General features: G+C 36.7%; 22 protein-coding genes. 14 read left to right on the plus strand and 8 right to left on the minus strand.

All coding sequences use genetic code 11. The features are described from left to right. Positions 1-7 precede the first annotated feature (7 nt). From MKY88_RS02515 to MKY88_RS02550, 8 genes are all read left to right on the plus strand, one after another. Positions 8-883: a phage tail domain-containing protein gene (locus MKY88_RS02515; protein WP_340812947.1), complete on the plus strand. Its 876-nt coding sequence runs from the start codon at positions 8-10 to the stop codon at positions 881-883. A 2-nt stretch (positions 884-885) separates the two neighbouring features. Further along, complete coding sequence (locus tag MKY88_RS02520) at positions 886-1,983, plus strand: siphovirus ReqiPepy6 Gp37-like family protein (RefSeq protein ID WP_340812948.1); 1,098 nt, start codon at positions 886-888, stop codon at positions 1,981-1,983. Then, a complete protein-coding gene (locus MKY88_RS02525) occupies positions 1,984-4,203 on the plus strand; it encodes a hypothetical protein (RefSeq protein ID WP_340812949.1) in 2,220 nt (739 codons plus the stop codon). Positions 4,204-4,205: 2 nt separating this feature from the next. After that, positions 4,206-4,526: a hypothetical protein gene (locus MKY88_RS02530; RefSeq protein ID WP_340812950.1), complete on the plus strand. Its 321-nt coding sequence runs from the start codon at positions 4,206-4,208 to the stop codon at positions 4,524-4,526. Between the two features lies 1 nt (position 4,527). Further along, positions 4,528-4,689: a hypothetical protein gene (locus MKY88_RS02535; protein ID WP_340812951.1), complete on the plus strand. Its 162-nt coding sequence runs from the start codon at positions 4,528-4,530 to the stop codon at positions 4,687-4,689. A gap of 81 nt (positions 4,690-4,770) precedes the next feature. Beyond that, positions 4,771-5,190 carry a phage holin family protein gene (locus MKY88_RS02540; protein ID WP_340812952.1) on the plus strand — a complete coding sequence of 140 codons (420 nt, stop codon included), beginning with the start codon at positions 4,771-4,773 and terminating at the stop codon, positions 5,188-5,190. Continuing rightward, a complete protein-coding gene (locus tag MKY88_RS02545; RefSeq protein WP_340812953.1) occupies positions 5,187-6,047 on the plus strand; it encodes a GH25 family lysozyme in 861 nt (286 codons plus the stop codon). Before MKY88_RS02540 ends, MKY88_RS02545 begins: the two co-directional genes overlap by 4 nt. Positions 6,048-6,172: 125 nt before the next feature. Further along, a complete protein-coding gene (locus tag MKY88_RS02550; protein ID WP_340812954.1) occupies positions 6,173-6,529 on the plus strand; it encodes an aconitate hydratase in 357 nt (118 codons plus the stop codon). Between the two features lie 53 nt (positions 6,530-6,582). On the opposite strand, the gene MKY88_RS02555 is transcribed toward MKY88_RS02550, so the two are convergent. Together MKY88_RS02555 and MKY88_RS02560 are read right to left on the minus strand one after the other, a co-directional pair. Further along, positions 6,583-7,149, minus strand: coding sequence for a hypothetical protein (locus MKY88_RS02555; RefSeq protein WP_340812955.1), 567 nt, complete (start codon positions 7,147-7,149; stop codon positions 6,583-6,585). A gap of 94 nt (positions 7,150-7,243) precedes the next feature. Then, positions 7,244-7,450, minus strand: a complete 207-nt coding sequence (locus MKY88_RS02560; protein ID WP_340812956.1) for a helix-turn-helix domain-containing protein — start codon at positions 7,448-7,450, stop codon at positions 7,244-7,246. A gap of 251 nt (positions 7,451-7,701) precedes the next feature. Here MKY88_RS02560 and MKY88_RS02565 point away from each other — a divergent pair, with 251 nt between their 5' ends. Together MKY88_RS02565 and MKY88_RS02570 are read left to right on the plus strand one after the other, a co-directional pair. After that, positions 7,702-8,118 carry a hypothetical protein gene (locus MKY88_RS02565; protein ID WP_340812957.1) on the plus strand — a complete coding sequence of 139 codons (417 nt, stop codon included), beginning with the start codon at positions 7,702-7,704 and terminating at the stop codon, positions 8,116-8,118. Between the two features lie 40 nt (positions 8,119-8,158). After that, positions 8,159-8,467, plus strand: a complete 309-nt coding sequence (locus MKY88_RS02570) for a hypothetical protein (protein ID WP_340812958.1) — start codon at positions 8,159-8,161, stop codon at positions 8,465-8,467. 124 nt (positions 8,468-8,591) lie between these two features. Here the strand turns inward: MKY88_RS02570 and MKY88_RS02575 are convergent, their stop codons facing one another. Further along, a complete protein-coding gene (locus MKY88_RS02575; protein ID WP_340812959.1) occupies positions 8,592-8,873 on the minus strand; it encodes a hypothetical protein in 282 nt (93 codons plus the stop codon). Positions 8,874-9,481: 608 nt separating this feature from the next. Here MKY88_RS02575 and MKY88_RS02580 point away from each other — a divergent pair. The 3 genes from MKY88_RS02580 to MKY88_RS02590 all read left to right on the plus strand — a co-directional run bounded on the left by MKY88_RS02580 (position 9,482) and on the right by MKY88_RS02590 (position 12,401). Beyond that, a complete protein-coding gene (locus MKY88_RS02580) occupies positions 9,482-10,504 on the plus strand; it encodes an ABC transporter substrate-binding protein (RefSeq protein WP_193830854.1) in 1,023 nt (340 codons plus the stop codon). 81 nt (positions 10,505-10,585) lie between these two features. Further along, positions 10,586-11,614, plus strand: a complete 1,029-nt coding sequence (locus MKY88_RS02585; RefSeq protein WP_069479941.1) for an ABC transporter permease — start codon at positions 10,586-10,588, stop codon at positions 11,612-11,614. Then, positions 11,607-12,401: an ABC transporter ATP-binding protein gene (locus MKY88_RS02590; RefSeq protein ID WP_069479942.1), complete on the plus strand. Its 795-nt coding sequence runs from the start codon at positions 11,607-11,609 to the stop codon at positions 12,399-12,401. Before MKY88_RS02585 ends, MKY88_RS02590 begins: the two co-directional genes overlap by 8 nt. A 247-nt stretch (positions 12,402-12,648) precedes the next feature. Here the strand turns inward: MKY88_RS02590 and ilvA are convergent, their stop codons facing one another. After that, positions 12,649-13,911 carry a threonine ammonia-lyase IlvA gene (ilvA, locus tag MKY88_RS02595; protein ID WP_012292690.1) on the minus strand — a complete coding sequence of 421 codons (1,263 nt, stop codon included), beginning with the start codon at positions 13,909-13,911 and terminating at the stop codon, positions 12,649-12,651. Positions 13,912-14,258: 347 nt separating this feature from the next. Here ilvA and MKY88_RS02600 point away from each other — a divergent pair, with 347 nt between their 5' ends. Beyond that, positions 14,259-15,002 (plus strand): TerC family protein, encoded by a 744-nt coding sequence (locus tag MKY88_RS02600; protein WP_025115444.1) that lies wholly within the window; start codon positions 14,259-14,261, stop codon positions 15,000-15,002. Positions 15,003-15,049: 47 nt separating this feature from the next. Here MKY88_RS02600 and bshB2 read toward each other — a convergent pair whose 3' ends face one another. The 4 genes from bshB2 to thiD all read right to left on the minus strand — a co-directional run bounded on the left by bshB2 (position 15,050) and on the right by thiD (position 18,133). After that, complete coding sequence (bshB2, locus tag MKY88_RS02605; RefSeq protein ID WP_008176035.1) at positions 15,050-15,739, minus strand: bacillithiol biosynthesis deacetylase BshB2; 690 nt, start codon at positions 15,737-15,739, stop codon at positions 15,050-15,052. A gap of 13 nt (positions 15,740-15,752) precedes the next feature. Beyond that, positions 15,753-16,103 carry a YojF family protein gene (locus MKY88_RS02610; protein WP_008176033.1) on the minus strand — a complete coding sequence of 117 codons (351 nt, stop codon included), beginning with the start codon at positions 16,101-16,103 and terminating at the stop codon, positions 15,753-15,755. A 624-nt stretch (positions 16,104-16,727) separates the two neighbouring features. Then, positions 16,728-17,009 (minus strand): hypothetical protein, encoded by a 282-nt coding sequence (locus MKY88_RS02615; protein ID WP_193830855.1) that lies wholly within the window; start codon positions 17,007-17,009, stop codon positions 16,728-16,730. Between the two features lie 293 nt (positions 17,010-17,302). After that, positions 17,303-18,133 (minus strand): bifunctional hydroxymethylpyrimidine kinase/phosphomethylpyrimidine kinase, encoded by an 831-nt coding sequence (gene thiD, locus MKY88_RS02620; protein ID WP_193830856.1) that lies wholly within the window; start codon positions 18,131-18,133, stop codon positions 17,303-17,305. Positions 18,134-18,300: the final 167 nt, after the last annotated feature.

Raw genomic sequence — 18,300 nt, forward strand, 5'->3', positions numbered from 1 at the left:
CTAGCACATGATTGAATCTTTTCAAAGAAGCGAGAAGTTAATATTCGATAATCATCGAGGGCAGACATTTGAAATTTCAGTGTCTAGCCCTTTTTATTTGGATGCTGCTGAGGGATTAGAGGCATTAGAAAATGAATTTTACAATGTAAAGAATTACAACGAAGATGGTACAAATGTAAAAGGTTCAAGTGTGAGGGAAAGAAATATTGTTATCGAGGGTCGTATTCGATTGGATAAAGAAATTAACAGACCAAAGATCATTCGTTTCTTTAATCCAAAACATCAATTTACGCTGAAATATACCAATGGAGATATTGTTCGTTATATTGATTGCAAAGTTGAGAAGACGCCTGTAGTCAGTAGGCACGACATTCCTGAATTCATGATTTCTTTTCTATGCCCAAATCCTTGGTGGTATACAGAAGAACAGAAGTATGAAATTGCAATGTGGGTAGCAGCATTTGAATTTGAGCTTGAAATAGATGCGGATGGAGACGGTATTGAAATGGGTTATCGTGAGCCGAATAATGTGGTCAATATCTTTAATGATAGTGACACTGCTTCTCCTTTGCGTATCCAGTTTAAAGCGATAGGAAGTGTAGTCGACCCTTACATCGAGGTAGTTGATACAGGTAGGATTGTCAAAATCGAAGGTACTTTACAAGGTGGAGATGTTGTAACAGTCAATACAAGAAAGGGTAATGAGTATGTCATTTTAGAACGGAATGGATTAGAGATAAATTATTTTAATTACCTTTCCTACGACTCCGATATTCAATTGAGTGTTGATGTTGGAGATAATTTGATTCGTTATGATGCAGCAGAATTTGTAACTAATTTAGAGGTGAATATCTACTTCGTACCTCAATTCGTGGGGGTGTAGTCATGCTATTTGTATACAACGAGAATTTCCAAAAGCTTGGGTACATTGGCAAGTTTTCTTATCTGTTGTGGAGGAAAAAATATGGTCCATTTGCCGAAGCTGAGTTACATGTTGATGTAACAATGAAAAACATTGAGATATTGAAAAAAGGGAATATCATTCATCGACAAGATGATAACGAAGCTATGTTTATTTATTATCGTCAATTCGATGATAGTAGTGGAGTGGATCAACTAGTAATCAAATGCTTTTCTCTGACACGTTGGACAGACAGACGTATCCTGTGGAAACAATACGATTTTAATGATACACCCGAGAAAATAATGAGGCAAAGTATTATTGAAAGCATGATAAGTCCAACTGATCCTGCTCGTAAAATTCCACAAGTACAATTAGCAGTAATAAAAAATATTGGTAAAGCTATTCAACAGCAAATTTCATATAAACAGGTGTATGAAGTATGTGAAAATCTATGTACTACTCATGAAATTGGAATGCGTTCTTTATTTGATGGTCGTAAGCTCGAATATGATTTCTATGAAGGGGTAGACAGGACAATAAATCAAAGTACAAATCCTCGAATTATCTTATCTAAAAATCGGAGTAACTTGCTTAAAAGAACGTATGAGGATGCTGACAATGATTTAAAAACAACAGCTTTAATTGGCGGTGCAGGAGATGGAACAGCACGTAAAATGGCTACAATAGGGAGTTCCTTTATAGGTCTTAATAGACGAGAAATTTTTATTGATGCAAGGGAAATTTCGGATACAAGGGATGCTGGTGGAGAGCAAGTGCCGATTCCTACAGGAGAGTATAATGCCCTTCTAGTGGCGAAGGGCGAAGAAAAAAAAGCAGAATATACGGAGTTCATTGGCTTTGATTGTGAGTTGGACGTGACCAAAGAGAACACAAAATTCAATGAGGATTTCTTCTTAGGTGATTTAATTACAATTAAAGATGATGAATTAGGAATTTTAATGAATAGTCGTGTGATGCAGGCAGACGAAGTTTTTCAGGAAGATGGAAAATCAATATATGTATCAGTAGGTAAGTCTGTTCCGACTCTACCGCAAGCAATAAAAAGGATGGTGAAATAAATGATTAGATTTGGGATGTTTAACTCTATTAATGGGGATAGACGATATAAAGCGGAGGATTTCGCACAGTATTTTGCAACGTTTATTGGCAACGGTATTTTTGTAAAGCCATCTGATTGCCTCCAAATTTATGCAAATGGAGACTCAATGAGTGTAACTGTTCGAGCAGGAAAAGCATGGGTTAATGGATATTATTTAATCAATGATGATAATTACACTTTGCCACTTTCTGTTGGGGACACAACACTCAATCGAATTGATCGCATTGTTATAAGATTAGATTTTGTCCAACGTAAAATGAGTGTAGAAGTAAAAAAAGGCGCTCTATCAGCTTCGCCTATAGCTCCTACACTAAAACGAGATGCAGACGCCTATGAATTAGCCCTAGCGGATGTATATATAGCTAAAGGAGCATTAACTATCAATCAAGCTGCTATTACAGATACTCGTTTAAATAACAACCTGTGTGGTCTTATGCATGGTGTTGTAAATCAAGTTGATACCACTACAATATTTAATCAATATCAGCAATGGTTTAATGATTATTCTGTTACAAAAGCACAAGAGTTTTTAACGTGGCAAACAGATGTTACTACAGCATTGGAAAATTGGATAGACGCACAGGAGAAAGGTTTTGAAGCGTGGCGACAAGCAGAAGAACAGCTTTATTATACGTGGCTAAATGGTCGTAAAAATGAATTTGACACTTGGTTCGCAACTATTAAAGATATTTTAGACTCAAACGCTGCTGGTAATTTACAACTGCAAATTGACAATCATTTAACAGCTTCTATGCCACATGAATACTTTGATACAGAGGCTAATAAAGTCTATAAATACGGTTTGCAACGGAATCCGGAATTAAAGGCAGCTGCTTTTGTATATTCGGAAAAGGGACAATCCACAGGAAATGTTATTAACCTTCCGACATATGAGCAAGTTCAGAACATGCAAACAAACATCATTAACACTGGTGGTAAGATCGCTGGATCAAACGGTAAAATGTATAAAGCTAAGATGGAGGACTCATTTGTATTTGCAACGGCTGTTGGAAATGGTCAACCTGCTAACTTCTATGAAGATTTAAACGCTGAGTATGTTACCAAATATCCATCAGTAGCGCAATATCTCAGTATACTGAGTGCTATTAAACATCAGATAAACGGCAGTATATTTATGAGTATGAACGGTCCGTACATCGCTTTCTATGACTTAACAACACATAAAATAATCAATTGTGTATACTTGCCAAACTTTAATGATGTCAAATTAGTAACGACACAAGGTGATAATTATCTTGTCGATGATAAATATGTATACATTAGATGTCGTGACAATAATAACTTTACAGCACTTGCAGTATTTGATAAAAATACATGTCAATTTATTAAAAGTATAACTGGTACTGGTTCGTACACGAGTTGGGCTTTGGACTCATTGCTAACTTCGGGCTATCAAATACCGTGCTTAAATGGTGTATTCTTCACCACCCAAACTGCGTGGAGATTTACTGCGGCATATGAAATAATATATGATGCGTCGGGGGTTCCAACAGGATATACTGGTAATACTCAATCAGGCTTCCCAGGAGATTTTCGAGGAAGGGGCGTATTCACAGATGGAGAGTATATATATGACATTTATGTCGCTCATACATCATCTTGGACAATGAGAAAATTATCATACAATAAAAGTACCAAAGCGCTTACAGTAGTGAGTCAATATACTAACACAACCGCGGCTCCTAATGGGGATGCGTCCTTCTCGAAGATTTATAAAAAGATGGATATTAATTTTATGATAGTGCAGTGGGGAGTAAACGGTACTTTAATGGTTATGCGACTTGATCTAATGAGAGAGTATCAACAGTTATTCGTTGGCAGCTTCGGTCCTTATCCGATTTACGATTATGACGATTTATCCACCCTATATACTCAGTCCACTAATGATGGTGTTGGGCGAATTATGCTTAATGGTAATTCGTATGAGAACATGTACAGATTTGATCTAAGAGGTGATGGTACGTATGCTGTAAATACTATAAAAGTGCCAACACGCTTCCAACCACCAACTAATTCTAGTTGGGCAAGTCCACTTAGAGCATTCAGATTAAGTGGTGATGCTATATTCAGTAAGGGTGAGTTATATCTTAAAAAAGATGAACAACAAATGATGAAATTGCAATTGACAAACGTTATAGAATCATGGATGGAGGCATAATTATGGTGTGGATTTATGTTAACGAGGATAAGACATGCGTTGTATTTTATGTAAAGGAAGGGATTCCACAGTCTCTATTAAAAGATATTAAAGAGTTCCCAGAGCTACCACAAGGCGAAGGTATTCTGATGATGGACGATAATGGTGAACTATATTACAAGCCATATCCAGAGGGAACTGAACCGCCTGATATTGAACCACCTATAGAACAACCAACAGAAACCAAGCCACCTGAATTATCCGTAGGGGAAATACAAGCACAAATTTTACTTAACACTGAGTATTTGGTTTCAAGAGCAGAACTAGGATTAGGAGGAATATAAAATGTCAGTATATGAATTATGTAAATATTTAATTGACCGTAAGCGATATGAGTATGACGCAATGGTGAATAAGGTGAATGTCTTTTATGCTAATAATCAATTGAAAGATGATGAATACACACAACTATTCACTGATATGGACGCACAGAAAACGCAGGCATAAGCCTAGCGTTATTTTTTATGCCAAACATGCCTTCCGCAGATAATTGTGGAGGGCTTTTATTATGAAAAAAGGAAGTGTTATATGAAAACAGATACTTTATATACGTCATTTATTGGCGGATCAATGGCGTGGATAGCTTACTTAATGGGTGGTATTGACCATTTGGTTAAAGCGTTGGTTATATTTATGGTTATCGACTATTCATTAGGTTTTATGGTCAGTTTAGTTGTTAAAAACACTGATAGCAAAAAGATGTTTGTAGGATTACTCAAAAAGACAGCAATGGGGTTGATGGTCATTGCAGCAGTACAACTTGACTCAGCAACAGAGAGTGGAAATTTAATGCGTAATGCAATGATCCTCTTTCTAATTGGGATGGAAGGAATAAGCATGATTGAGAACCTAGGAAAGCTGGGTATTAAAGTTCCTAAGTTTTTAGCAAATGCGTTCAAGCAATTACAAAATGATAATGATGATCCTAGAAAGGATGACACTAAATGAGTAAGATTATAGACGTTTCGCACCACCAAGGTGATATTGATTGGTCTAAAGCAAGCAAAGAGGTTGACTTGGCTATTATCCGCACTCAGTATGGGACAAATACAATTGACCGTAAATATATAAGGAATATTGAAGAATGTAAAAAGTATAAAGTGCCGTTTGGAGTATACATTTATGTAACTTTCCGAAATGAAACAGAGGCATTGACGCAAGCAAAAGATTTCTACAACAGAGCGCAAGGGTACAAGCCGTTGTTTTATGTTGTAGATGTTGAAGAAAGTTTCGGTGCGAGTATACAAAATATAGTGAAAGGAACACAAGCGTTCATTGATTATTTGAAAATAAAAGGCGTTAAAGTTGGTTTATATACAGGACACCATTTTTACAAGCCTTACAAGATGGACACGGTGAAAAATTATGATTTTTTATGGATTCCACGTTATAGCGGTACAAGCGCACTAGGAAAGAAACCTGATTTCCCTTGTGACTTATGGCAATTCACAGACAAAGGAAGTGTTCAAGGTATTAAAGGGAATGTAGATTTAAACATACTAAACAGTAATAAGCCGTTGTCTTGGTTTACCAATGTAGTTAATGCAAACGAGGAGGGATTAACAATGGATCAATATAAGGAATTGAAAAAAGAGATGGAGAATTTACGAAAATTAGTTGAGGGAAAGGTTGATCTACAATCTGATTCAAATGTAGCTGCTACTCATAAAGATGCATGGGATTGGGCAATTAGAGAAGGGATTATAAAAGGCGATGGCAAAAATATGAATCCGACAGGGGCATTAACAAGACAACAGATGGCTACAATGCTCAAACGGTACTATGATAAATACTGTAATAACTAAGACTAAGCCTAGGTACTATTAAGTGCCTAGGCTTTTTTTATTTCCACAAATTAATACTTGTCAAAATACAAACAAATGTTCTAAAATAATACAAACAAATGTTCTTATCGAGGGGATGAAGTTGTATGCTGAAACCTGAACAAAGGCGGCTATTTCATAAATATTTAATTCTAGAAATGGCAATTCAATCATTACAACGTGATTTCCTTGTAATTGAAAATTTGAAAATGAGTAAAGTTTATTTATCAATCCTTGATAAGTTATTAAAAGACATAACCCATGATTACTACAATTCAAAAAGGTTATTGGCAAAAGACAAAATAAGATTAGTAAAAGTAGAAAAGATAGACGAGTATTTTAGTGACGTGCATATAGCTACAGCAGGAAATGATGTGGTTCTCCGATATGCAAATATGGCACTAAAAACGCAAGTAGAAAAATTATTAATGAGCCATATAAGTGATGAACAGGTACTTGAATAAGACCTGTTTTTTTATATAAATAAAAAGCCACTCATTTGAGTGACCATTAAACCTTAATTTAGTTTTGCTTGGAAAGTTAAAGTACCTTCCTCATTTTTTGCTCTATAAGCAAAAAGAATATCATTGAATTTATAAGTATCTGTATGATCTAACATCTTTTCATCACCAGTGATGCCGAGTTTATCAAATATTACTAATTGTTGTGTATCTGTGATACTTTCATCTACGCTTTTTATTAAAGCTTGGAATGCTGATTTTAGTAAAACATTATAATTATCAACCGCACTAGACATAGCAGCCAGATTAACCGTAGTTACTTCGCCCTTTTTATTTACGTCTGCAAAAAGCATAATATCCGAATTTAAAATTAAACTGTATCTTCCGTTATCTAATTTTTCCATCTTGCCAAGTGCAATATTTGAATCACCTTTAACTATGTTAAATGCATCAACAAAATTAGATTCATATTGTTCAATTGTGACCGTTGCAGGCTCTTTCTTTTCCTCTGTTTCTTTTACTTGAGCAACAACAGGTTTTTCCTCTTTAGGCTTTGCCTCGTCTTCGCCACAAGCAGCTAGTAGTAATGCTGACATAGCTCCTATATAAAATAATTTCTTCACACATAAAACCTCCCTTGATATTACCATTTTAGGAAACAATCCAATGAAAGTATACAAAAAAACAGACAACATTATTTGTCGTCTGTTCTTTAAGTTATTTTTTAAAATCAATTAATTGTCGTATATCTTCGATTTCTAATGCTTCTGCAATTTTACATAATGTACTTTTTGGTAAGCGTTCAATTTGATTATTTGTAAGCTCTGAAATGGTACGTTGAGTAAGTCCTGTTAAATTTGAAAGTTCAACTTGTTTCATATTTCTTTCAGACAAAAGCTGTTTTAGTTTAACTTCGATTTCCAAAAGTAATCACTCCTCAAAAATAAAACTTCCGATTAGCGGAATATTTATCTTCCGATTAGCGTAATATTTGACTAACAGATGCGATAACACACGAACTAACTACTTAAATACTACTCTATAACTTCTATTTGTTACATGTAAAATCCTTTAATATCAACGGTTTGAATAATGTTTTTAAAATAACAGATACGAGCAACTCTTACTAATGTAAGAGAACCGTGGCACTCATTATTTTTAGAAAGGATGGGAGATTGCTTTTCGAAATAATTACTACTGGTTTGATGGGTGAGATTGCTTTAAAAGCATACTCAAAACAAAAGGGTATGGCAGCAAATGAAAGTGGTAAGGTTCAACGGATTATGTCACTTGCAGGGCTAAATGTTCGTGATGGAAAAAACACATTAACAACTCAATTAGTAAAAAAGAAAAAGTGTGATTGGGGATGGGAATATAAATACAAAATTCCTCTAGGTCGTTGTTTCGAGGATTACTTAGCTAAAATAAATGTCCTACAAGACGGTTTAAATAATCGTAGAAAGCGAGTTACATTTGATGAACTAAAAGCGTTAGAGTGGCAAGGAAGTATTCTCAGTAATTTAAAGGAGTTATGGAAAACGAAGTTAACTGAACTAAAAGTACGCAACGTTAAAACATGTGGCAATAGCTAGTGCAGTACCTAGCATAACAGCTATTGGAGCTGGGTTATTTATGTATAACAATTTCAAAGCATCTTATTCTCCCTCACTTCTTCCTGTAAATGCACAAATTCCACAGCCAATAATTGAGCCTGTTGTAGCGCAAATACCTTCTGTTGTACCTGTTAATGCAGTAGCGCAGCCTGTAGGAATTATTGCTGATAAGTCACTAGAGATATTAGCTACTGCATTAGATCCAGTTGTACAGATATTAGTTGCGATTAGTTTTCCGATAGCCAGCGTCATCATGGTTGGTGCATGTTTCTTTTTTATGCTGGGTAATTCTGAAAAAGCTTGGTCAATGATTATGAATGCAGGCTAGGATATGTTTTGATAAACCTCAGTCCACTATTCCTACAAATTTTAAAGCAAGTAGGCGAGGCTATATAAAAAAGATAATGACCACTCTTTTTCGGAGTGGTCATTAATGAGAAGGTTAATAATTCTTAATTTCTGGGGGTTGGTCTACGTTCACCTTGTGGACGGCGAGTAGGGGTACTACCGCCTCCATTTCTTGGTGGAGGCATATCGCCTTCGTAAGTTCCCCATTCATTAGGTCCAGTACTAGGTCCAAAACCTCCAGTTGTACTAACTGGAGGGTCAACTGAATCGTCGTCTCTGCTATCATGGGTAGGAGAAGTATAATCAGTTGGATCTCTCCTAGTGTCTAGTCCTCCAGTAGCAAATGGATCTCCACTCGAATCTTCGTTCCTCATTTTGTTTTTCATTTTTTTCACTTCCTTTCTCTATATATTCTTCACAAAGTAAGTGTTATATACAAAAAATCAGTAAAAAGGGAAAAGAAAATGACCACCCTAAATAGAGTGGTCATAAATTTTAAATGTGTAAAAAATGTGTAAAACAAAACAGAAACTAAACTCAACTAAATCAAACTTAAATTTGTGCAAAAAGTTGTTAACTGTTGATAATGCTAGGTTTTCATTTTTAATGAAATTACTCAATGCAAGTAAGTTTAGCTCAATTTTTTCGTGGGATGGTTACGAACCACGGTGCTTTCACACAAGTCAATATTTTATTATACATATCTAGCAGAAGTCAAATGTCAGACTTTTTGTCTATATGACTAAATTCGCAAAATTGTCATAAATATTTTTTACTATTTTTTAAAAAGGAATCGAATAACAAAAATAGCGTAGTTTAGCGGTTTAAAGCGCCAAATTAATGGGAATGCTAAAATTTTTTGTGAAATACAAAAGTCAGAACATTCATAATGTTGTTGACGGAGCTCAATAATAACGATAATATAGCGATACATTCACACTTTGTTTGGATAAAGTGTGATAGATATTCCAGAACTTAATCGGGGGGATTAATGGTGAAGAGCAATGTCAAAAAGCTTTCATTCCTACTCTTTGGATTAGTATTACTACTTGCTGCTTGTGATAGTGGTGGGTCTAGTTCAACAGAATCAAAGGGGAATGAAACGAATAATGCAAGTGACAGCGGGAACGCAGATGATAAAACATATAAAATCGGAATTACGCAAATTGTGGAGCATCCATCGTTAAATGCAGCGACAGAAGGCTTTAAAAAGGCGATTGAAGATGCAGGTTTAAAAGTTGAGTATGATCCACAAATCGCACAAGGCGATAATAGTCTTAACACAACGATTGCTAACAATCTAGTAAGTGCAAACGTAGATTTAATATTTGCTAACTCTACACCTTCTGCACAGGCAGCGGCAACAGCAACAAGTGATATTCCAATTATCTTCACATCTGTAACAGATGCTGTAGGTGCTCAGCTCATAGAGTCAATGGAGAAGCCAGGGAAAAATGTTACAGGTACTATCGATTTACATCCTGAAACGATTTCTAAAACAGTGGCATTTTTAAAAGAGCTAGGTGCTAAAAACGTTGGTATGGTCTACAACGCTGGTGAGCAAAACTCCGTAGCACAGGTGAAAGAAGTAAAAAAAGTGATGGCTGAGCAAGGTCTTGAGGTTAAAGAGGCATCTGCAGCAACTTCTGCAGAGGTAAAGCAAGCCACTGAATCCTTAATTGGTAAGGTCGATGCATTCTATATTATTACGGACAATACAGTAGTCTCTGCTTTAGAGTCTGTCATCGATGTGGCGAATGCCAATAAATTGCCTTTAATAGTAGGGGAGCTTGACTCTGTGGCGCGAGGTGGTTTGGCTGCTTATGGTTTTGAATATTCCGATATCGGGTATGAGGCTGGGCAAATGGCAGTGAAAATTTTAAAAGGTGAAGCAACGCCTGCTGAAACACCAGCGCAATATCCACAAAATCTAAAGCTATTAATTAATAAAAAAGTTGCAGATGATTTAGGAATTGAAATTAAAGATTCTTGGGGTGCAGAACTTCTAGAAAAATAACTCGAAGCGGGGGAACCATCCCCGCTTTATCTTCATTTACCAGCAGTAGAATAATAAAGAGATTTAGGAGATGATTCAACGATGTTTTTAGCATTATTTGGCGCAGTGGAGCAAGGAATCATCTATGCAATTATGGCACTTGGTGTATATTTAACATTTCGGGTGTTAGATTTTCCGGATTTAACGGTTGATGGAAGCTTTGTAACAGGGGCGGCAACAGCAGCAACAATGGTTTTGCTTGGCTACCACCCAATCTTAGCGACTTTAGTGGCAATTGTTGCTGGATTTATTGCTGGATGTATGACAGGAATCCTTCACACAAAAGGGAAGATAAATCCACTATTATCAGGGATTTTAATGATGATTGCATTATATTCGATTAACCTACGGATCATGGGGTTAACTGCAGAAAATACGATAGGTCGTCCAAATATTCCATTACTGAACTCTGAAACGATATTTTCAAAGTTTCAAGCGTTTTGGAGTAATTTAGGGATAGATGATGCTCTCAACAGCCTATTAAAAGGTATGGGGATTCAGCAAGTACCAGGTACTTGGAGTGTACTAATTGTCATTGTAATTATTACAATTTTAATAAAATTAGTGGCAGATTGGTTCTTAAAAACAGAGGTTGGGCTTGCTATTCGGGCTACTGGTGATAATAAACGAATGATTCGCAGCTTCTCAGCCAATACAGATACACTCATTATTTTAGGGCTAGGACTTTCCAACGCACTTGTCGCATTTTCTGGAGCTTTAATCGCACAATATTCGAAGTTCGCTGATGTAAGTATGGGAATTGGTATGATTGTGATCGGGCTTGCATCTGTCATTATCGGGGAAGCTATTTTTGGTACAAAGACCATTATTCGTACCACTTTTGCAGTCATCGCTGGAGCTATTATTTATCGTATTATTTTAGCGTTAGCATTACGTGTAGACTTCCTGGATTCAGGAGATATGAAATTAATTACAGCTATCATCGTCATTTTGGCTTTGATCTTGCCTCAATTTATTAACAAGCGTAAGGAACGTAAGCGTAAGGCTAAACGGGCTGCCGAACTTACGCAAGTCAAACCAGTAGAGCAAGGAGGAAAAGGTCTTGCTTAAATTACACGGTATAAATAAGGTATTCAATGAAGGGACACCGGATGAAAAGATCGCTCTAGCAGAAATTAACTTACATTTAAAGCCTGGTGATTTTGTTACTATTATTGGGAGTAATGGGGCAGGTAAATCAACGATGATGAATATGATTTCTGGCGCCTTAACACCAGATTTCGGCACGGTTTCGATTGATGGTAACAATGTTACTCATTTGCCTGAGTATAAGCGCTCGCAATTTATAGGTCGTGTTTTCCAAGATCCAATGGCGGGAACAGCACCTGCTATGACGATTGAAGAGAATTTGGCACTAGCATATTCCCGCAATAAAAGTAGAGGATTGCGAAGAGGCGTTGACAAAAAACGTCGAGAATTCTTTATTGAATCATTAGAGATGCTGGGATTAAATTTAGAAAATCGCCTTTCTGCAAAGGTTGGCTTACTTTCAGGAGGGGAACGTCAAGCGTTGTCTCTGTTAATGGCCACTTTTACAAAACCATCCATATTATTGTTAGATGAGCATACGGCTGCGCTTGATCCATCACGTGCTGAATTGATCACCCGTATTACAAAGTATTTAGTAGAGAAAGATCATTTAACGACATTGATGGTTACGCATAATATGCAACAAGCTTTAGATTTAGGGAATCGCCTAATTATGATGGATAAAGGTCAAATTATTTTAGAAGTTGGAGAAGATCGTAAACATGAATTAACGATACCTGATTTAATGGCTGAATTTGAACGCATTCGTGGAGAGAAAATGAATTCGGACCGTGCTTTATTAGGATAAAGGTATATCGTTCATACATTCGTATGAGTACCAAACTGTAGGCAAACTCAATGACATTTGAGTTTGCCTACAGTTTTTTCTTTTACAATGATTTTGAGGGTCGAGCTGATTTCCTCATTCTATTGCTGCAGGCACCTACATAAATGGTTGAAAAAGATATTGTTGAGGTGATAAATGATGATGACGAAGTCTCTCAAATATTTAAACATAGAAAAAGCCTCACTTACTAGAAGTGAGACTCTTTCATTTACACGAGTAGGCCAAATAGCTGAATATCATTGTTAACTTCTTTATATTTGAAGCCAAATTCGTTCATTCTCGCTAGTAACCCCTCGTAATCTGATCGATCGCCAAGCTCGATGCCGACTAGAGCAGGACCGCTTTCCTTATTGTTTTTCTTAGTATATTCAAAGGTTGTAATATCATCATTAGGTCCAAGCACGCTAGTAAGGAATTGACGAAGAGCGCCTGCCCGTTGAGGGAAGCTGACGATGAAGTAGTAAAGTAAGCCTTCATGAATAAGAGACTTTTCTTTAATTTCCTGCATACGTCCAATATCGTTATTCCCACCACTAATGATAACGACAACAGACTTTCCTTTGATTTCTTCTTTATAAAAATCAAGAGCTGCGACTGACAATGCACCAGCAGGCTCAGCAATAATCGCATGTTTATTGTACAAATCTAAAATGGTTGTACATACTTTTCCCTCAGGTACAAGAATAATGTCGTCTAAATAACGGCGACAAACATCATAAGTATGATGGCCGACACACTTTACGGCAGCTCCATCGACGAATTTGTCAATCCAATCAAGAGCAACTGTGCCACCTTCAGCAAAAGCAGCCTTCATACTACCAGCACCTGCAGGCTCTACACCAATAATTTTGCTTGATGGGGAAAGGTTTTTAATATAGGCAGAAACACCAGACATTAAGCCACCACCACCGATACTGCCAAATACGTAGTCGATTGGTTCTTCCATATCATTCATGATTTCTACCGCCACAGTTCCTTGCCCAGCAATCACATCGAAATCATCAAATGGGTGAATGAAGATTTTACCTTGTTCTTCACAGAAACTTAGTGCACTTTCAGCAGAGTCATCGAACGTATCACCCGCTAAAATAATCTCCACATACTCACGACCAAACATACGCACTTGGTCTATTTTTTGCTTGGGTGTAGTTTGAGGCATAAAAATGCTAGCTTGAATTTTTAATTGGGCACAGGCATAAGCTACACCTTGTGCGTGGTTGCCTGCGCTGGCACAAACAACGCCAACATTACGCGCCTCTTCCTCGATTTTTTTAATTTTATAATAGGCGCCACGAAGCTTGAATGAGCGTACATGTTGTAAATCCTCACGTTTAAAATAAATATTTGCGCCATATTTTTCTGATAAATAGTCGTTTCTTTGTAGAGGTGTATGCACAACTACGTCTTTTAAAAAATGGTGTGCAATGAGGACATTCTCCACTTGCACGGTTCTAGTATCAGCAACTTCCATAGTATTCATCCTCCGTTTTACGTTTAAAACATTTATCTATGATAGCACACTTTTTTTGCTTTTTGGACTTAATTTTTAGTAAATTCTAAATTTTCCGTGTCCATTTCATTATGTAAGCGTTTTATCTTCATTCACCTTACTTTTTGTATGGAAAATGAGGCGTCAAACATAGTAAAGTCTCACTTTTATGGTCCTGTTCCTCCATCAAATAAGGCTTAAAGGAAAACATTTTTTAGAAGTCTATACACAATTATACGGAGGCATCTTTGATCAAAAAAATACAACTTTCATATCAAAATTGGTCAAGCATATACTAGATTAGCTTAGGACAAGTGGGAGGGTAAGCAGTGGAAATCATTCAAGGAATTCTATCTACATATAGCCAGTTTTTCGATTGGGCAATGTGGCAGGAAGTATTAGTGGATCCTGTATCCTGGGGACTAATATTTTCATTAATTATTATAGAAGGATTGTTGTCAGCAGATAATGCACTTGTATTAGCAGTACTTGTCAAACATTTGCCAGATAAGCAACGAAAACGGGCTTTAATGTATGGAATGTTAGGAGCCTATTTTTTCAGATTTTTATTTATTGGAATAGGGGTTTATCTTGTAGAGTTTTGGTTTATTAAAGTATTAGGTGCGTTGTATTTAGGATGGCTCTGTATCGCTCATTTCCTTCAAATCGGAAATGAGGATAGTGTGAAGGTGGTAAAAAAATCAGGCTTAATGGTTCGTTTCTTTGGGACCTTTTGGGCAACAGTTATTTCTGTAGAGCTGATGGATATTGCTTTTTCCATTGATTCAATATTTGCTGCCTTTGCTATTTCAGATCAAGTATGGGTGCTTCTAATTGGAGGTATGTTAGGAATCCTAATGATGAGAACTATTGCGGGTGTATTTTTAATTATGATCGAAAAAATTCCTGAGTTAGAAGCGACTGCTTTCATTATTATTGGGGTTATAGGGTTAAAAATGTTAGTAAGTGTTGTTAATATTCATATACCTCATTATTTTTTCTTCCTGTTTTTATTGATTGCCTTTTCGATCACGTTTATCGTGCATAAACTAAATAAAGTAAAATCTACCTAATTAAAAGAGGCTCTGTTCTCCAATCACGAGAGGACAGAACCTTTTATTTATTTTACATATTTATCAGGATCAACAATGTAGAATCTTTCAACATTTAGCCAGCTTTCGCTCATCGGTTCTCCATCATCAATGCGCTTTTCTGTTTCTTGCATCATCCAACCAGTTTGTGATGCATGTGCCTGTAATGCTTGTAATTTATCCATTCGCATTTCGCGAATATCATAGACCACATGAGGCTCGCCATTTTTTTCAATAGTATCGTTTGCGAAGGCACAGCCAAATACTTGCGGACGTGCAGCCTTAGGCATACGACGTACAGCCTCAACGACAGCACGTGCGGTTGCTTCATGGTCTGGATGTACCGCAAAACCAGGTAGGAACGTAATAATTAATGAAGGCATTAGCTCTTCAATTAAACCTTCTACCAGCTTTACCATTTTCTCATCGTCTTCAAATTCGATTGTTTTATCACGAAGACCCATCATACGTAAATCTTGAATACCCATTGCTTCTGCGGCTGCAATCAATTCTTTACGACGTATTTCTGGTAATGATTCGCGTGTAGCAAAGGGGGGATTACCTAAATTACGGCCCATTTCACCTAATGTTAAGCAGGCATATGTAACAGGTGTATTCATTTTTTTTGTATAGTAGGCAGTCGTGCCAGCAACTGAAAAAGCCTCATCATCTGGGTGAGGGTACACAATTAAAATATGACGTTGTGGTTGTAAATTCAAAGAGTCGTCCCCCTTAGTAAGTAAATGGCGTTTCGCTTATTTCAAGCGCAATCGCCAATTTTCCAGAGTAATCTAAACCAGCCATTAATAAACGGCCCAAATCATCTAATTCATAATGAGTAATGCCTTGTGCATAAACCCAGCCATGAGGTAATTTTAACCCAACACGATGAGGTGTCTTGTCTACAACTTTAGCAAGTTCATAATTAATTTTTGCGTTGCGTATAAAGGCACCTGCATTAAAGAACTTTTCATCATAGTGTGCTGCATAAGATCCGTTTGTCGTCTCAAGATGGATATAAACGTCTTTGTTGGCGAAAGAATTTAGTAATTCTTGCAACGTCTCTACTTGTACTTCTTGCATCTTAACACTCCTCTCGATCATTTCTCCTTTAAGTATAGTAAAAAAAATTAGCAAAGGGAAATTGATTGCTTCATACGTACAAATTAATGAATTGTAAAACTTATACTTTCACATAACGCCACCAAGGTTTTTAGCGTAATCGCCATGCGACTACTCAAAATCTGTGTCTTCCCACAGAGGCTTATCTAGATTCATCCACTACCTTCTAGAGTAGGAAATATTCTACTAAATCAGGGCAAGATGAATCATTAACTATCAATCTATGTCGACTTTCCGAGCAGTATTCTTGAAAAAATTATTGTAATGTATCAATATAAGGGGTGTGAAAATATATGTACAAAATGTGTCGTTTTGTATACGGTTTCACACCTGAAAAGATATTGTAACCATAGCTTCTTCCAAAATCGTGTGTAGACAGCACCATATGCTGAAGGATGGTAAAACTAGGTGAAAACGAATTCTATCTTGGTACAATAGATGACGTTCCTCCAGCATCTTACATCGTGCTGTGTGTAAAAGGGAGAAGAATGAAGCTCATTATCATAGTATAATAAAAAAACGCGTTTCTCTTTATGACGGAGAAGCGCGGTTTTTTATTGAGATTATGGATAGGCTATGTATTTGTTAGTATCGATTAAGCTTTCTTTCGATTGTTTCTAAACGATTATTGACACTTTGCAATTGTTTAAACATTTGTCTCATATAAAGATTTTGATCTTCATTTTCGGTCTTTTTTTCTTGTGCTAGTTCCTCTTCCTCCTGAAGTGCCATTATTGTGGCGAGGGTGGACAATGAGTAGCCGAGTGTTAAGACGATGGAAGCTAGTACTTCTACTTTTGAAGAGGTTATTTCTCCAGCTAATAAACCTGATTCCTCAGTTAAGCCCTCTGCCTTTTGTTTTTTCATCTTTTCCCCTCCCATCTAAAGCTAATATATGGGTGATGAAGTCCTAACGTATCTTGTCCATTTTTTATCTTTATGTTAGTGGAATTTCTAGAAATTAACGCATTATTAGAGGAGCAATGATGTGAACATGATTGAGGTGATTACGAAATTAACCTTTGCAGCATTGAATGAAAACAAGAAACCTCCGTTGGCTCCCCTTGTGAGAAATAGGGAAGTAGTTTTAGGTAAACTTATATCAATGTATGATCAAAAAAGGGATGTCTCCATAATCTTTGAGACATCCCTTTTCTGTGTTAAATTTCTGTAACTGTTATTTGTGGAGCACCAAAGCGAGATTTTGCTCCATGCATGACAGGACCAACATAGTCGTTAAGAGCCCAACCATGTGCAATGGCTGCGGATACAAATTCTTTTGCTTCAATAACAGAATCCATAACAGACAGTCCATTTGCAAGATTTGCAGTGACAGAAGCTGCAAAAGTACAGCCTGCACCGTGGTTATTAGTAGAAGCAACTTTTTCAGATTCTAATAAGTAAAAGGCTTCTCCATCGAAGAATAGGTCCGTTGCTTTTTCTGTAGCTAATGCTTTTCCACCTTTAATGACTACAGCTTTAGCTCCAAGTTCGTGGATTTTTCGTGCGGCTGTTTTCATCTCATCAATTGTTTTTGGCGTACCTGTACCAGCCAATTGACCAGCTTCAAATAGATTAGGTGTTGTGACTGCTGCTAATGGTAAAAGATGTTGTACCATAGCATCTGTATTGCCAGGGTTTAGTACTTCATCGTCCCCTTTACAAACCATAACAGGATCAATGACAACATTTGTAGTCCCTGATTTTGCAATAGCCTCTCCAGCAAGGCGAATAATTTCTTCCGTAGATAGCATGCCTGTTTTAATAGCATCAATTCCTGTTGAAAGGGCAGTATCAATTTGTTTTTGTAGAAGTTCAGTTGGTAATGGTGTGACATTATGTGTCCACCCATTCGGGTCCATTGTTACGACAACTGTTAAAGCCACCATGCCGTATGTACCGTGCTCTTGAAAAGTTTTAAGATCGGCTTGCATACCTGCGCCGCCGGATGTATCAGAACCAGCAATTGTTAATGTTTTTTTTAGAGTCATGAAAAGATCTCCTTTATTATTAAGAGTGTTAAAATTACCATTTAGTATAGACTTATTCTGATTGTATAAAAATAGTCAGAATTTGATATTTTTACAGGGTCAGTTTGAGCTGAGGCTTGAATTCATGGATTATTTTTTGTACCGTTGTAAGAAAAGAAAGGGGCTTA

Source organism: Lysinibacillus sp. FSL R7-0073 (assembly GCF_038009065.1).
In the GTDB taxonomy this organism is placed as follows: Bacteria; Bacillota; Bacilli; order Bacillales_A; family Planococcaceae; genus Lysinibacillus; species Lysinibacillus fusiformis.

Bases quoted from the DNA above. Each gene is read 5' to 3' on its own strand.
- ilvA (WP_012292690.1), bottom strand. From the start codon at position 13,911: ATGGAAGTTGCTGATACTAGAACCGTGCAAGTGGAGAATGTCCTCATT.
- MKY88_RS02515 (WP_340812947.1), top strand. From the start codon at position 8: ATGATTGAATCTTTTCAAAGAAGCGAGAAGTTAATATTCGATAATCAT.
- MKY88_RS02525 (WP_340812949.1), top strand. From the start codon at position 1,984: ATGATTAGATTTGGGATGTTTAACTCTATTAATGGGGATAGACGATAT.
- MKY88_RS02535 (WP_340812951.1), top strand. From the start codon at position 4,528: ATGTCAGTATATGAATTATGTAAATATTTAATTGACCGTAAGCGATAT.
- MKY88_RS02520 (WP_340812948.1), top strand. From the start codon at position 886: ATGCTATTTGTATACAACGAGAATTTCCAAAAGCTTGGGTACATTGGC.
- MKY88_RS02540 (WP_340812952.1), top strand. From the start codon at position 4,771: ATGAAAACAGATACTTTATATACGTCATTTATTGGCGGATCAATGGCG.
- MKY88_RS02530 (WP_340812950.1), top strand. From the start codon at position 4,206: ATGGTGTGGATTTATGTTAACGAGGATAAGACATGCGTTGTATTTTAT.
- MKY88_RS02575 (WP_340812959.1), bottom strand. From the start codon at position 8,873: ATGAAAAACAAAATGAGGAACGAAGATTCGAGTGGAGATCCATTTGCT.
- MKY88_RS02615 (WP_193830855.1), bottom strand. From the start codon at position 17,009: ATGAAAAAACAAAAGGCAGAGGGCTTAACTGAGGAATCAGGTTTATTA.
- MKY88_RS02545 (WP_340812953.1), top strand. From the start codon at position 5,187: ATGAGTAAGATTATAGACGTTTCGCACCACCAAGGTGATATTGATTGG.
- MKY88_RS02610 (WP_008176033.1), bottom strand. From the start codon at position 16,103: ATGCAAGAAGTACAAGTAGAGACGTTGCAAGAATTACTAAATTCTTTC.
- thiD (WP_193830856.1), bottom strand. From the start codon at position 18,133: ATGACTCTAAAAAAAACATTAACAATTGCTGGTTCTGATACATCCGGC.
- MKY88_RS02550 (WP_340812954.1), top strand. From the start codon at position 6,173: ATGCTGAAACCTGAACAAAGGCGGCTATTTCATAAATATTTAATTCTA.
- MKY88_RS02585 (WP_069479941.1), top strand. From the start codon at position 10,586: ATGTTTTTAGCATTATTTGGCGCAGTGGAGCAAGGAATCATCTATGCA.
- MKY88_RS02570 (WP_340812958.1), top strand. From the start codon at position 8,159: ATGTATAACAATTTCAAAGCATCTTATTCTCCCTCACTTCTTCCTGTA.